The sequence below is a fragment of the Agrobacterium larrymoorei genome (assembly GCF_013322225.1).
Lineage (GTDB): Bacteria > Pseudomonadota > Alphaproteobacteria > Rhizobiales > Rhizobiaceae > Agrobacterium > Agrobacterium larrymoorei_A.
In genome coordinates, this window is the sequence record NZ_JAAMFB010000019.1 from 1 (window position 1) to 13,987 (window position 13,987).

Genomic DNA, 13,987 nt, shown 5'->3' on the forward strand with positions numbered 1-13,987 from the left:
TCAAAGGCCTCACTCCATACGAATTCATTTGTCGGAGCTTGACAAATGAACCGGATCGATTCACCACCGACCCGACCCATCAATTCCCGGGACTAAACATCTAAACCGCCTGCGGCAACCAGATCGTGAAAGCGGTTCCCTCACCCTCACGGCTTTCAACCGCAAGCTCTCCGCCCTGACGGGCGATCAACATCTGGCTGACGGAAAGTCCGAGCCCAGTGCCCTCCTGCCTTTTGGTGGTGAAGAACGGATCGAAGATGCGGGCAACCACGTCCTCGCTCATACCGACGCCCGTATCGGCAACCGCGATAGTCACCCCTCTTGAGCCGTGGCGCTCCTCATCCATAGAAGAAAGCGTCAGCACTCCCCCGTCCGGCATGGCATGAGCGGCATTGACGATGAGGTTGACCAGAACCTGCTGCAATTCAGTCCGGTTCATGGCGATCAGGCCATCGGCCGCGTCCCTGCGGACGACATCAATGCCGGCACGGCTCAAGACATGCTTGACCAGCGGCATGCAGTCGGAAATCACCGTAGCGGGGCTTTGCCGCTCTACATAGCCCGCAAACTCTTCGGGCCGCGCGAATTGCAGCAACTTGCCGACGATGCGGCTGATGCGATCCACCTGCTCGTCTATGAGGTTGAACTCGCGTTTCGCAACATCCGCCTTCTCCCCGAGAGCAGAACGTGCGACCTCCAGATTACCTTGAATGACCGCAATCGGATTGTTGATTTCGTGCGCGACGCCCGCAGTGATCTCGCCGATGGTTGCCAGCTTTTCCGACATGACAAGCTGCTTGGTGGTTGCCTCCAGCCGCAGATTGGCGAGTTGCAGTTGCTGGGTACGCTCTTCTACGCGCACGTTCAGCTCCTCGTTCCAGGCCCGTAGCTCCCCTTCACGCTGCTGCAACCGCTCCAGCAACTCATCCAGATGCACCGCCACCTGCCCGATCTCGTCGCCCGAGGGCAGCAGACCGGTACGGGCACCAAGGTCCCCTTCGTCCACCTTGGCAATGGTTTGCGTCATCCGCTCCAGCGGCTTAAAGATGCTGCGCGCCCAGCGAAGAAACACCGGAATACTAAGGATGGTAATGCCGATGAAAGCGGCGATCACCGAGCCCAGCGTCTCATATTTCGCCTGCGCGAATGGTGCTTCCAGAAAGCCGACATAAAGCATCCCGATCCGCTTGCCGTAGCTATCCACCAGCGGCTCATAGGCCGAGATATACCAGTCGTTGACGACGAAGGCGCTGTCCAGCCAGACATCGCCATGATCCAACACCGCAGCGCGCACAGCCTCTGAGACACGCGTGCCAAGCGCACGGCGGTTCTCGAACAGGCGGACATTGGTGCTGATGCGTACATCGTCCAGAAACAGTGTGGCCGTTCCCTGACTTCCATCCGGCAAGCTTGCTTGGCGATAAACCAGATCGTTGACCGTATCGATGAATTCAAGATTCTGGTTCAAAAGCCTACCGCCGACCAGGGCCACGGTCGTACCGTCAGGCATATGAAGAGGACTGGCAGCATGGATGACCATGCCCCTCGTCTCCTGCCTGTTTTCCTCGGCGCTGGCATTGGCTGTCGCAACCAGCTCAATCCTTGCGCGCTCCGCCAGAGCGGGCGAAAGCGCCAGCAATTCGTCTTCAGAAAAAGCGTCCATTCCATAAGATGACAATCCTGCGAGAGCAGACTTTCGCACCGGCCAATCCGTGCGAGCAGCTTTCAGACTGGTTCCTGCACTTGCATCGACCACGCCATCCGCCTGTAGCACGAAGAGGAAATCGAGGCCGAGCTTTGTCCGGTTTTCCTCCAGAAGAGCGGCCAGCTCAGCCGGCCGGGATGAAGCAAGGATGTTTTGCAATTGCGCCGAACCGGTGATCGCATCCAACCGCTCGCCGGTGTTTTCCAGGATCGTCGCCATGTACTGATGGGCGACGGTCAGATCGCTGTTGACCTTGGTGATAAGAAGAGCATCGAACTTGTCGCTCCAGCGCACCATCGTGACGCCGAGCAGCAAAGGCAGGATCACCAGTGTTGGTAGAAGCGCAATCGCCAGCAGCCGGACGCGGACCGAACGCAATGGATTGACGGAAGCTGGGATGCCCGGGTGCTCAGCCATGCCAGCTGGACATCTTGCGGTCGATGGTCTTGCGTGAAATGCCAAGCCTGCGCGCCGCTTCATCGCGATTACCAGCCGCTTCATTCAGCACCGCCAGAATATGGCGCTTTTCCACTTCTTCCAACGTGCCGGGAACGGCCTGAGCCGTTCCGACTCCGCGCAGATCCAGCGGAAAGCGCCCCAGAATGAGGCTGCGCTCGATAAGATTGCGCAACTCGCGAACATTGCCCGGCCAGTGATAGCCAAGGAGCATGGAGCGCACGGCATCATCCATGGCAACGGGCGGCATGCCGAGTTGCCGTGAAAGCTTCTGCATGAAAAGGTCGGATAGCTCCACCACGTCGCGCTCGCGATCCCGCAATGGAGCAAGATAAATCTGCATCACATTGATGCGGTAAAACAGGTCAGCGCGGAAGCGCCCCTTCGCCACATCCTGCGTCAGATCGGCATTGGTCGCAAAAACGAAACGGATGTCGATCGGCACTTCGCGCTCCGCACCGACAGGACGCACCTTCCGATCTTCGATTACCCGTAGAAGCTTGCTTTGCAGGGCAAGCGGCATTTCACCGATTTCATCCAGAAACAGCGTGCCGCCCTGCGCATGCAGGAAAAGTCCCTCGCGGCGGCTTTCGGCCCCGGTAAACGCCCCTTTTACGTGGCCGAACAGCTCAGTTTCCAGCATATCCGCCGGGATCGCTGCACAGTTGACCGGCACGAAAGGTTTGGCCGCACGATCCGATAATTCGTGGATGGACCGTGCCAGCACTTCCTTTCCCGTGCCGGATTCACCGGTCAGCAAAACAGAAGTCGGCAGCGGTGCGACGCGGGTAATCATATCCCGTGTCTGCTGAATGGTGGCAGAACTGCCCACCAGTCGGTCGCGCAGATAGATGTGGTCCGATGCGCTTCTCAACTCATATTTCAGCGCAAAGTTTTCCCGTTGCAGATTGACCCTGTCGAGCGAACGGGAGATAGCGTTCAATATCTGGTTGGAGCGAAAAGGCTTCAGCACGAAATCGGCCGCACCGGCGCGGATCGCCTGAATGGCGGTGTCGAGATCGGCATATGCCGTCATCAATATTGCTTCGGCGTAAAAACCCACGGCGCGCTGCTCCGCCAACCACTCCAGCCCAGTTTTCTTCGGCATGATGTTGTCGAGTATCACGATATCAAAGTGCCGTTCGTCCAGCTTGCGCGTCGCTTCCGCCGTATCCGCAGCCTCATCGACGTGGGCGCAGCGTGTTTCCAGCGTGCGCATCAAAAAATTGCGCATGCCCGGCTCATCATCGATGACGAGGATGGATGCCTTGGCCAGCCATGGTCCAAAATCCGTCTCCGGCGCTCGACCTGATGTTTTCGCAATGACGTCATGCTGCATCATATTCTCCCGATTCTGTCAGGTCTGACAGCCGGACTGTTCAGCGTTGTTCGCGGTGAACCTTCAAAAAAGCGAGCCGCAAGCCAACCGGTTGCGGCTCTATCGATTGACGATTAGCAAAGCCACCGTCAAAAGCCAAGAAAACCGGCCCTCCTTGCCTGGAAAAGCCGAAGGCTCTTGCGCCAGCCACAGACGACAGAGCTTAAGCCGTAAAGGTGATTTCATCCCCAACATCGCCGCCGTTGCCGTCCATCGTCACACGATGAGAATGTGTAAAAATTTCGAGGTCTTCACCACGAACCAGCGCGACGATAGTCATGCCAGCCTGCTCTGCGGTGTGGATGGCGAGCGCAGTCGGCGCGGAGACGGCTGCAAGTATTGGACTGCCCATGATCGCAGCTTTCTGTACCATTTCCACCGACACGCGGCTTGTGACGACGACAATGCCTTCACATCCTTTGCGGCCTGAGCGCAGCACTGCGCCCGCCAGCTTGTCCAGCGCGTTGTGGCGACCGACATCCTCGCGTACGGCGACCAGCCCTTCGCCAGGCACATGGAAACCAGCACCGTGCACTGCGCGCGTCTCCCGATGCAGCGGCTGCGCATCATTGAGGGCCGCCATCGCTTCAACGATCACCTTGGCGTTGATCTTCATGGTTACGCCAGACACATCGGGAACAGGCCGAACCGCCTGCTCTATCGATTCGATACCGCAGAGGCCACAGCCCACCGGCCCAGCCATATGCCGCCTGCGGGAGCGAAGGGCATCCGCCTGCTCATCCACCAACGTCACCTGGACATCGAAGCCCTGCTCTGTATGAAGGACCTCAACACCATCAATTTGCGAAGCACCCAGGATGATGCCTTCCGTCAAACTGAAACCATAGGCGAAATCCTCGAGATCCGCAGGTGTAGCCATCATCACCGCATGCGTCGAACCACCATAGGAGAAGGCAACAGGCACTTCTTCCGGCACCGAGCGAAGGTCACTCTTGAGGATGCCGTTGCGGCGCGAAACTCGCTCTATCGACTTGAAAGCCGTTCTGGCAGACATTTTTTTCCCTTTCTCGGCGCGTGGCAGCGGCTTCGTCGGTTTCACCTTCTCAGGAGGCAAGTCGTTGTAGCAGCATCGCCTCACATTTTGCGCGGGATGCGTCAGACAATTTTACTTGAAGCATAGCAAGGGCCGCTCGGCGTCAGGACATATATAGCGACGAGGGCGCGCGCAAAGAACACGGTTCGCGTTCTTCGCAAAGCTTCAGCGTCTACAACTATCCGAATGGCGGTAGAAAATTCATATTCCCCCGTTCAGGACGACAAAATTCGCCAAGCGCAAAAACAAAAAGCGGCCCTTTCCGGCCGCCTTTGTCATTCATTATGTGGACAGTCATCCTTGCGAACCCGCCCGGTGCTTTCAAGCAGCGACGAGAACCTCGTGCAGGTTCGTCAGTTCGTACAGGTGCTTTTCAAGCTTGGTGAGATGATCGTGGTGGTGGTTGCCTTCCTCGATCTCGGAACGTGCATTGTCGATGCGCTTCTGAAGATCGTCCGGGCTCAGATCATCCGCCGAAACGGCAGATTCAGCCAAGAGCGTGCAGCCAGTCGGCAGGATATCTGCAAAGCCGCCGAACACGACGTATTTGTGCGTCTCACCAGAGGCGAACTTCACGGTAACGACGCCCGGCTTGATCGTGGTCATGACCGGTGCGTGGTTTGCCAGAACCGTCATTTCGCCAAGGGTCGCCGGAATGACGACTTCGCTGACCGTTTCGGAGACCAGCAGACGCTCGGGAGAAACAAGTTCAAATTTGAAAGTGTCGGCCATGGCTATTCACTTCTTCTGTTTACGCGAATTTGGATTACGCGAGGAGCAAAGGGGCGCGGCCATTACCGCGCACCCGTTTTATCACATTAAGCGGCTTCGCCAGCCAGCTTCTTTGCCTTTTCGATTGCTTCTTCCATGGAGCCAACCATGTAGAATGCAGCTTCCGGCAGGTGGTCGTACTCGCCGTTGACGAGACCCTTGAAGCCCTTGATCGTGTCTTCGAGAGCAACGAGCTTGCCCGGCGACCCGGTGAAGACTTCGGCCACGAAGAACGGCTGGGACAGGAAGCGTTCGATCTTACGAGCGCGTGCAACCGCCAGACGGTCTTCTTCCGACAGTTCGTCCATGCCGAGGATGGCGATGATGTCCTGAAGAGCCTTGTAGCGCTGCAGGGTCGACTGAACCTTACGGGCAACTTCGTAGTGCTCTTCGCCAACGATCATCGGGTCGAGCATGCGCGAGGTGGAGTCGAGCGGGTCAACAGCCGGGTAGATACCCTTTTCAGCGATCGAACGCGACAGAACCGTCGTTGCGTCCAGGTGGGCGAACGATGTTGCCGGTGCCGGGTCGGTCAAGTCGTCGGCAGGGACGTAAATCGCCTGAACCGAGGTAATCGAACCCTTGGTCGTCGTGGTGATGCGTTCCTGCATCTGGCCCATGTCGGTTGCCAGCGTTGGCTGATAACCCACAGCAGAAGGAATACGACCCAAGAGAGCCGACACTTCGGAACCAGCCTGCGTGAAGCGGAAAATGTTGTCCACGAAGAACAGAACGTCCTGGCCCTTGTCACGGAAGTCTTCGGCAATCGTCAGACCCGTCAGAGCAACGCGAGCGCGCGCACCTGGTGGTTCGTTCATCTGGCCGTAAACGAGTGCAGCCTTGGAGCCTTCCCCGCCGCCGTGCTTGTTAACGCCGGACTCGATCATTTCGTGGTAAAGGTCGTTACCTTCGCGGGTACGTTCACCCACGCCAGCGAAGACCGAGTAACCACCATGCGCCTTGGCGACGTTGTTGATCAGTTCCATGATCAGAACGGTCTTGCCAACGCCAGCACCGCCGAACAGGCCGATCTTACCGCCCTTTGCGTAAGGTGCGAGAAGGTCGACGACCTTGATGCCGGTGACGAGGATCTGACCTTCGGTCGACTGGTCGACGTAGGAAGGTGCTTCCTGGTGGATGGCACGCTTGCCGGAAGTGACCAGCGGGCCAGCTTCGTCAACAGGCTCGCCGATGACGTTCATGATACGGCCGAGCGTCTCGGGACCAACCGGAACGGTGATCGGAGCGCCGGTGTCGGTGACGGCCTGACCGCGAACCAGACCTTCGGTCGAGTCCATGGCGATCGTGCGAACGACGTTTTCACCGAGATGCTGCGCAACTTCGAGAACCAGACGGTTGCCGTTATTGTCAGTTTCGACGGCGTTCAGGATCGCAGGCAGGGCGCCTTCGAATGCCACGTCGACAACAGCGCCGATAACCTGCGTAACCTTGCCGGTCGCGCCAGTGATCGCTGCGGTTTTCTTGGGGGTAGCTGCCTTAGCCATTATCCTTACCCTCTTTCCTTAACCTCAGAGCGCTTCCGCGCCCGAAATGATTTCAATCAGTTCCTTGGTGATCTGAGCCTGACGCTGACGGTTATAGGACAGCGTCAGCTTGTGGATCATTTCACCGGCGTTGCGCGTGGCATTGTCCATCGCGCTCATCTTGGCACCCATTTCGCCAGCGACATTTTCGAGCAGGGCCCGGAAAACCTGGACGGAAATGTTGCGCGGAATAAGGTCTTCCAGAATGGAAGCCGCATCCGGCTCGTATTCGTAAATGGCCGTCGTTGCAGACTGCTCGACCTCGACCGCAGGTGCCGCAGCAGGAATGAGTTGCAGACCTGTCGGCACCTGGCTGATCACCGACTTGAACTCGGAATAGATCAGTGTGCAAACGTCGAATTCACCGGCGTTGAAGCGCGCAATGATCTTCTTGGCGATGTTGTCGGCATTTTCGAAACCAACGCGCTTCACGTCGCGCAATTCGATGCGCTCGATGATGTTGGACGCAAATTCGCGACGCAGGCTGTCGTAGCCCTTCTTGCCAACGGTCATGATCTTGACCGTCTTGCCTTCCGCGATCAGCTTGCGGGCACGCTCACGGGCAAAACGGGAAATCTGGCTGTTGAAACCGCCGCAAAGACCACGCTCTGCGGTGCAGACGACGAGCAGATGCACGTCGTCCTTGCCCGTACCGGTCATCAGAACCGGAGCAACGTCCGCCTCTACCGCCTGAGCGATATTGGCAAGAACGGCGCCCATGCGCTGCGAGTAAGGCCGGGCGGCCTCCGCAGCCTCCTGGGCGCGCCGAAGCTTCGCCGCGGCGACCATTTTCATCGCCTTGGTAATCTTCTGCGTCGCCTTTACGGAGGCAATGCGGTTTTTCAGATCCTTTAGTGAAGGCATCCGTTATCCGTCCCAGTCACGAGTCTAATCAGGAGAAAGACTTGGCGAAGTTTTCAAGAGCAGTTTTCAGCTTGCCCTTGGTGTCGTCGCTAACAGCCTTTTCCGTGCGGATGGTGTCGAGAATGCCCTTGCCTTCGGAACGAAGGTAGGACAGCAGACCCTGCTCGAACCTGCCGACATCGGCAACAGCAACCTTATCGAGGTAACCGTTGACGCCAGCGAAGATCACCGCAACCTGTTCTTCCGTCTTGAGCGGCGAGAACTGTGGCTGCTTGAGCAATTCGGTCAGACGTGCACCACGGTTCAGCAGGCGCTGTGTGGAGGCATCAAGGTCGGAACCGAACTGGGCAAACGCTGCCATTTCACGATACTGGGCAAGCTCACCCTTGATCGAACCGGCAACCTGCTTCATGGCCTTGATCTGCGCGGCAGAACCAACGCGGGAAACCGACAGACCGACGTTAACAGCCGGGCGGATACCCTGATAGAACAGGTCGGTTTCGAGGAAGATCTGGCCGTCGGTGATCGAGATCACGTTGGTCGGAATGAACGCGGAAACGTCGTTACCCTGCGTTTCGATGACCGGCAGAGCCGTCAGCGAACCCGCACCGGCGTCGTCACCCATCTTGGCGGCGCGCTCGAGCAGACGGGAATGCAGGTAGAAAACGTCGCCAGGATAGGCTTCGCGGCCCGGAGGACGACGCAGAAGAAGCGACATCTGACGGTAGGCAACAGCCTGCTTGGAAAGGTCGTCGTAACCGATCAGCGCGTGCTGGCCGTTGTCACGGAAGTACTCGCCCATGGCGCAACCGGCAAACGGTGCAAGGTACTGCATCGGAGCAGGATCGGAAGCCGTTGCGGCGATGATGATCGAGTACTGGAGAGCGCCACGCTCTTCGAGGACCTTCACGAACTGGGCAACCGTCGAGCGCTTCTGGCCTATGGCCACGTAAACGCAGTACAGCTTTTCGCTGTCTGGGCCATTGTCGTGAATGGCCTTCTGGTTGAGGATCGTGTCGAGAATGATGGCGGTCTTGCCGGTCTGGCGGTCGCCGATGACGAGCTCGCGCTGGCCACGGCCAACCGGGATCAGAGCATCGATAGCCTTGAGGCCAGTCGACATGGGCTCATGAACCGACTTGCGCGGAATGATGCCCGGAGCCTTGACGTCGACGCGCGAACGGCGCGTTGCGTTGATCGGGCCCTTGCCGTCAATCGGGTTGCCGAGAGCGTCGACCACGCGGCCAAGCAGCTCAGGACCGACAGGAACGTCCACGATCGCGCCTGTGCGCTTGACGGTGTCGCCTTCCTTGATGTCACGGTCAGAACCGAAAATAACAACACCGACGTTGTCGTTTTCAAGGTTCAGGGCCATGCCGCGGATGCCGCCTGGGAACTCGACCATTTCACCAGCCTGAACATTGTCGAGGCCGTAAACGCGGGCGATACCGTCACCGACGGAAAGCACCTGGCCGACTTCCGAGACTTCTGCCTCGTTGCCGAAATTTTTGATCTGGTCTTTAAGAATTGCGGAAATTTCCGCGGCGCGGATATCCATCAGCCAACCTCTTTCAGTGCAAGCTTAAGGGTGGAAAGTTTGGTGCGAAGGGACGTATCGATCTGGCGTGAACCGACCTTTACGATGAGACCGCCGAGGATGGAGGGATCGATCGTCAAAGCGATCGTCACTTCCTTGCCGGTCACACTCTTCAGCGCCGCTTTCAGTTCAGTTTCCTGCGCTTCGTCGAGCGCATGAGCCGAAGTAACTTCGGCAACGACTTCGCCGCGGTGAGCGGCGGCAATGGTGCGGTAGGCGGCAATCATGCCAGGCACGGCAAAGAGCCGGCGGTTATTGGCCACAACCTTGAGGAAATTGGCTGCGAGGCTGGTGATGCCAGCCTTCACGACGATGGCCGAAACGGCCTTGAACTGGTCTTCAGCAGAAAATACAGGGCTCGCAACCAGACGCTTCAAGTCATCGCTCTCATCGAGCAAAGCCTGAAACTTGTCGAGATCGGCACCGACCGCGTCCACAGAACCTGCTTCCAAAGCAAGCTCGAAAAGCGAGGACGCATACCTTTCCGCTACACCGGATGTTCCATGGGAGGCATCTGCCACGGGCAATTTTTCCCTGCTATTCATCCAAGAAACCGGAGCTGATCGCTCAGCTTCGCCAAATTCTTGAATTCGTTTCAATTTCCCCGAAAAAGGCCGGAATTCCCCCCTGCCTTATCTCGATTTCGCCGCCCGTCTAGCATAGGATGCCGGGACTCGCAACACGCGTAATAGCGGAAACGTTCTTTTGAACAAGGGCTAAAACGGTTTAATTTTCTGAAATGCGCGGTCATGATGCAAATGCACGGGCAAAAAGCCTGATTGCGCCTCTCAAACCATCCCGAACACATAGGCGAGTGGCAAAGCAGCCAGAATCATATGAACAACCAGAAGTAGGCAATTTCGCATTGTTGCGCCTCCATCCGAAAGGATGGAAAGAATTGCGCCAAAGACCGCCAGTCCGAAGGACGCACCAAAGGCAAGGTAGACCATCGGCTGCGCAAGGAGCAGTGCCGTAACGCCGAACCCAAGATAAAGAGCAGCGAGCGACGAGCGTATCAAGACCAGACCATCACGGCGTTCAGCAGCGAGTTGCAGGCCGAACAGACGAAATGTGACCGCAGGTGCAAACATCACGACAAGACCGATGACCGAAGCCAGCACCGCAGCGCTGAATGCCAGTTGCTCGCCAAACTCGGTTGGAAAATAGAATTCCATGATAGCCCCCAAATCAGTGGTTCCCCGCGCCGCTTATGCCATGGTGACGTAAATGCGCAAAGCGCCGACTAGAGAAAACTTTGCGGATCTATATCCATCTGCACATGAATGGAGCCGCGCTCCTTCGGACCATTCGCCATCACCGCCCGCAGGAAGGCTTGCATATCCGAATTGCGTTTGCCGTGAACCAGCAGCCGGAAACGGTAACGCCCGCGAATGAGCGCAAGCGGCGCTTCCGCCGGGCCAAGCAGCATGATACCGGCTGCTTGTGGTGCTGCGGCGCGCAGGGCACGGGCATGGGCCTCGGCCTCAGCCCGGCTATCTGCCGAGATGATCAGCGAGGCGAGCCGACCGAATGGCGGGAGCATCGCCTTTTCCCGCTCGATGATTTCCCGCTCGTAAAATGCGCTGGCATCGCCCGAAACGATGGCCTGCATCACCGGATGCTGCGGCTGGTAAGTCTGGAGCAGGCCATGGCTTTTGAGACCGGTTCGCCCGGCGCGACCCGTCACCTGCGAAAGTAGCTGGAACGTTCGCTCGGCAGCGCGTGGATCGCCATTCGCGAGCCCCAGATCGGCATCGACAATACCCACCAGCGTCATGAGCGGGAAGTTATGACCCTTGGCGACGAGCTGCGTGCCTATGACGATATCCGCCTCGCCCTTCACGATGGCCTCAAGCTCCAGACGCAAGCGCTTTACACCCATGAGATCGGAAGAGAGAACGATAGTGCGCGCTTCGGGGAAATGCTTTTCCACTTCCTCGGCAATGCGCTCCACCCCCGGACCACAAGCGGCGAGATGATCGAAGGTGCCGCATTCCGGGCAGTGATCCGGCGTCGGCTGGTTATGACCACATTGATGGCACTGGAGCTGGTTTCGAAACCGATGTTCCACCAGCCAGCTTGAACATTGCGGACACTGGAAGCGATGGCCGCAAACACGGCACAGCGTCAGCGGTGCATAGCCGCGACGATTGAGGAACAGCAGCGCCTGCTCGCCCTTCTCTATCGTCTTGGCAATGCCGCGCAGAAGAACAGGCGACAGAAAGCCTCCGCGTTCGGGCGGATGGCGGCGCATGTCGACCAAGTGCAGATCCGGCATCGCGGCATCGCCGAAGCGCGTATGGAGATGAATGGTATTATAGCGACCGGAATTTCCGTTCACCTGACTTTCTACCGATGGCGTGGCAGACACCAGCACAATGGGAAAGTCACCGATCCGGGCGCGTACAACCGCCATATCGCGTGCATTATAATAGACGCGGTCTTCCTGCTTATAGGCTGGGTCATGCTCTTCATCCACGATGATCAGACCGAGATTGTCGAAGGGGAGAAACAGCGCCGAGCGAGCACCGGCGACGACGCGTACTTCTCCGGTCACGGTCTGCCGCCAGACTTTTTCGCGCATGCGGGGTGAAAGATCGGAATGCCATTCGGCAGGCTTGGAGCCGAAACGATCATGAAAACGATCCAGAAACGCGGCGGTCAGCGCGATTTCCGGCAGGAGTATGAGGACCTGTTTTCCCTGACGCAGCGTTTCAGCCACCGCCTCAAAATACACCTCGGTTTTGCCGGAGCCGGTGACGCCATCGATCAGTGAAACCGCAAAGCTACCTTTCCGGACGTCCTCCAGTATTTCAGATGCAGCCTGTTTCTGCGGACCTTCCAGCCGGGATTCGCTATAGTTCGGGTCCGGCTCCGCCACCACTGGCGGCGCAGGAAGGAAGACGGTTTCAAAAACACCCTGCTTGGTCAATCCGTCGATGACGCTGGTGGAAACCCCGGCGGCATGGGCAAGCCCGCTTTTCGTCCAGGCATGGCCTTCTGCTGCAAGATCGATCACCTGTTTGCGCGCAGGCGTCAGCCGTTCGGGTCGTCCCTCGGTCAACCGCAGACCCTCGATCATCGGCTCCGGATCGAAAGCGGCAGGCGCACGTAGCGCCATGCGCGCCACCAAGCCGGGCGGCGAAAGCGTGTAGGTGGAAACCCAATCGATAAAGCGGCGCATCTCCTCCCGCAGGGGTGGGCAATCGAAGGTCTTGGTAATCGGTCTCAGCTTCCTCGGATCGACAGAGCCACCATCGCTTTCGTCCCATACGACCCCGATCACCTGACGGGGCCCGAGCGGCACCTGCACGATCGATCCCGGCTCAACCACCATGTGGTCAGGAACGGAATAGCTGTAAGGGCCGGGGGCTGGCATAGGCACGAGCACAGGCACTGCCGTGGAAGGCTCGACAGAGCCAAGCTTGGTGCGGTCGGACTGCGGCTGATCGAACAGCGCTCCAAACAGATCGGTCGAATCTTTTGCCATGATGGAGGCGACATTGCCCTTTTGGAAACGAAAAGGGAACCTTTAGCGGAGACCGGGGGACCCTGTCACTCGTATTTTAACCAAATGCTGACCGCAAAGATTTACCATGTGCGAGACTGAGATAGGAACACGCCTTGGACGAAATTCTGACCTTTGCCGATCCCGAACTTCTAGGCGAGCGCCAGACATGGCTTGCAGCACTGGACGGCGAGCGTCGTCTTTCGGATAAGACGGTCGAAGCCTATGAGCGTGATACGCGCCAGTTTCTGATGTTCATGACCGGCTATATCGGCCATCCGGTGCGCATCAAGGATATCGACAAGCTGCGGCCCACCGATTTGCGGGCATTTCTTGCCTCACGCAGAAAAGAAGGTGCTGGCGCACGCTCGCTTGGGCGGCATCTCGCAGGGCTGCGCTCCTTTCTGCGCTATCTTGAGAAAAAAAGCATGGTCAATGCCGCAGGCGCGACTGCCATGCGGTCTCCCAAGCAGCCGAAATCGCTGCCGAAACCGCTGACGGACCGGCAGGCGCTCAAGATCACCACAGCAAATGCGCAACTGGCGGAAGACCCATGGATCGCGGCCCGCAACGCCGCGGTGCTGGCACTGCTTTATGGCTGCGGCCTTCGTATTTCAGAAGCACTTGGCCTCACACCCGCCGACCTTGCCCCGGGCACCCGCAGCCTTCGCGTGACCGGCAAGGGTAACAAGACCCGCCTCGTGCCATTATTGCCCGTGGTACTGGAGGCGGTGGAAAATTATCGTAAACTTTGCCCCTATCACCTGCCCGAAAATGAACCACTTTTCCTCGGCGCGAAGGGCGGAACGTTGCAGCCCGCCATCATTCAGCGGGAAATGCAAAAGCTGCGCGGCGCTCTCGGCCTGCCGGAAAACGCCACGCCACATGCGTTACGTCATTCCTTCGCAACCCATCTTTTGGCGGGCGGAGGAGATTTGCGCACCATTCAGGAACTGCTGGGCCATGCCAGTCTTTCCACCACGCAGGTCTATACCGGCGTCGATATGGCAAGGCTTCTGGAGATTTACGATAACGCTCATCCAAGAGCTTAAATACGTTAATCAATCGGAAACCATAACCATTAACCGTCCGTGCAAATACCTATCCCTA

General features: G+C 58.0%; 11 protein-coding genes and 1 pseudogene. 2 read left to right on the plus strand and 10 right to left on the minus strand.

The genetic code is table 11. The features are described 5' to 3' along the window. Nucleotides 1–104, plus strand: a pseudogene (locus tag G6L28_RS11680) (IS481 family transposase); the annotation flags it as partial. Here G6L28_RS11680 and G6L28_RS11685 read toward each other — a convergent pair. The 10 genes from G6L28_RS11685 to G6L28_RS11730 form a co-directional block, all read right to left on the minus strand. Further along, nucleotides 101–2,122 carry a sensor histidine kinase gene (locus G6L28_RS11685; RefSeq protein ID WP_174063952.1) on the minus strand — a complete coding sequence of 674 codons (2,022 nt, stop codon included), beginning with the start codon at nucleotides 2,120–2,122 and terminating at the stop codon, nucleotides 101–103. The pseudogene G6L28_RS11680 and the gene G6L28_RS11685 sit on opposite strands and share 4 nt — an antisense overlap. Then, nucleotides 2,115–3,500, minus strand: coding sequence for a sigma-54-dependent transcriptional regulator (locus G6L28_RS11690; RefSeq protein ID WP_174063953.1), 1,386 nt, complete (start codon nucleotides 3,498–3,500; stop codon nucleotides 2,115–2,117). Before G6L28_RS11690 ends, G6L28_RS11685 begins: the two co-directional genes overlap by 8 nt. A 202-nt stretch (nucleotides 3,501–3,702) precedes the next feature. Next, a complete protein-coding gene (gene fdhD / locus G6L28_RS11695; protein WP_174063954.1) occupies nucleotides 3,703–4,554 on the minus strand; it encodes a formate dehydrogenase accessory sulfurtransferase FdhD in 852 nt (283 codons plus the stop codon). 360 nt (nucleotides 4,555–4,914) lie between these two features. Next, nucleotides 4,915–5,325 (minus strand): F0F1 ATP synthase subunit epsilon, encoded by a 411-nt coding sequence (locus tag G6L28_RS11700; protein WP_174063955.1) that lies wholly within the window; start codon nucleotides 5,323–5,325, stop codon nucleotides 4,915–4,917. 86 nt (nucleotides 5,326–5,411) lie between these two features. Beyond that, the gene (gene atpD / locus G6L28_RS11705) at nucleotides 5,412–6,869 is read right to left on the minus strand and encodes a F0F1 ATP synthase subunit beta (protein WP_174063956.1); all 1,458 of its coding nucleotides are present in this window, start codon (nucleotides 6,867–6,869) and stop codon (nucleotides 5,412–5,414) included. A gap of 24 nt (nucleotides 6,870–6,893) precedes the next feature. Continuing rightward, on the minus strand, nucleotides 6,894–7,772 hold the full coding sequence (locus G6L28_RS11710) for a F0F1 ATP synthase subunit gamma (protein ID WP_174063957.1): 879 nt from the start codon (nucleotides 7,770–7,772) through the stop codon (nucleotides 6,894–6,896). Nucleotides 7,773–7,800: 28 nt separating this feature from the next. Then, nucleotides 7,801–9,330 (minus strand): F0F1 ATP synthase subunit alpha, encoded by a 1,530-nt coding sequence (gene atpA, locus G6L28_RS11715; protein ID WP_174063958.1) that lies wholly within the window; start codon nucleotides 9,328–9,330, stop codon nucleotides 7,801–7,803. Next, nucleotides 9,330–9,896, minus strand: a complete 567-nt coding sequence (locus tag G6L28_RS11720; protein ID WP_174064237.1) for a F0F1 ATP synthase subunit delta — start codon at nucleotides 9,894–9,896, stop codon at nucleotides 9,330–9,332. The genes atpA and G6L28_RS11720 overlap by 1 nt, the downstream gene beginning before the upstream one ends. Nucleotides 9,897–10,157: 261 nt before the next feature. Further along, nucleotides 10,158–10,544 (minus strand): DUF4345 domain-containing protein, encoded by a 387-nt coding sequence (locus tag G6L28_RS11725; protein WP_174063959.1) that lies wholly within the window; start codon nucleotides 10,542–10,544, stop codon nucleotides 10,158–10,160. Nucleotides 10,545–10,612: 68 nt separating this feature from the next. Continuing rightward, nucleotides 10,613–12,859, minus strand: a complete 2,247-nt coding sequence (locus G6L28_RS11730) for a primosomal protein N' (protein WP_174063960.1) — start codon at nucleotides 12,857–12,859, stop codon at nucleotides 10,613–10,615. A 134-nt stretch (nucleotides 12,860–12,993) separates the two neighbouring features. On the opposite strand from G6L28_RS11730, the gene G6L28_RS11735 reads away from it, so the two are divergent. Then, on the plus strand, nucleotides 12,994–13,929 hold the full coding sequence (locus G6L28_RS11735) for a tyrosine recombinase XerC (RefSeq protein ID WP_174063961.1): 936 nt from the start codon (nucleotides 12,994–12,996) through the stop codon (nucleotides 13,927–13,929). Nucleotides 13,930–13,987: the final 58 nt, after the last annotated feature.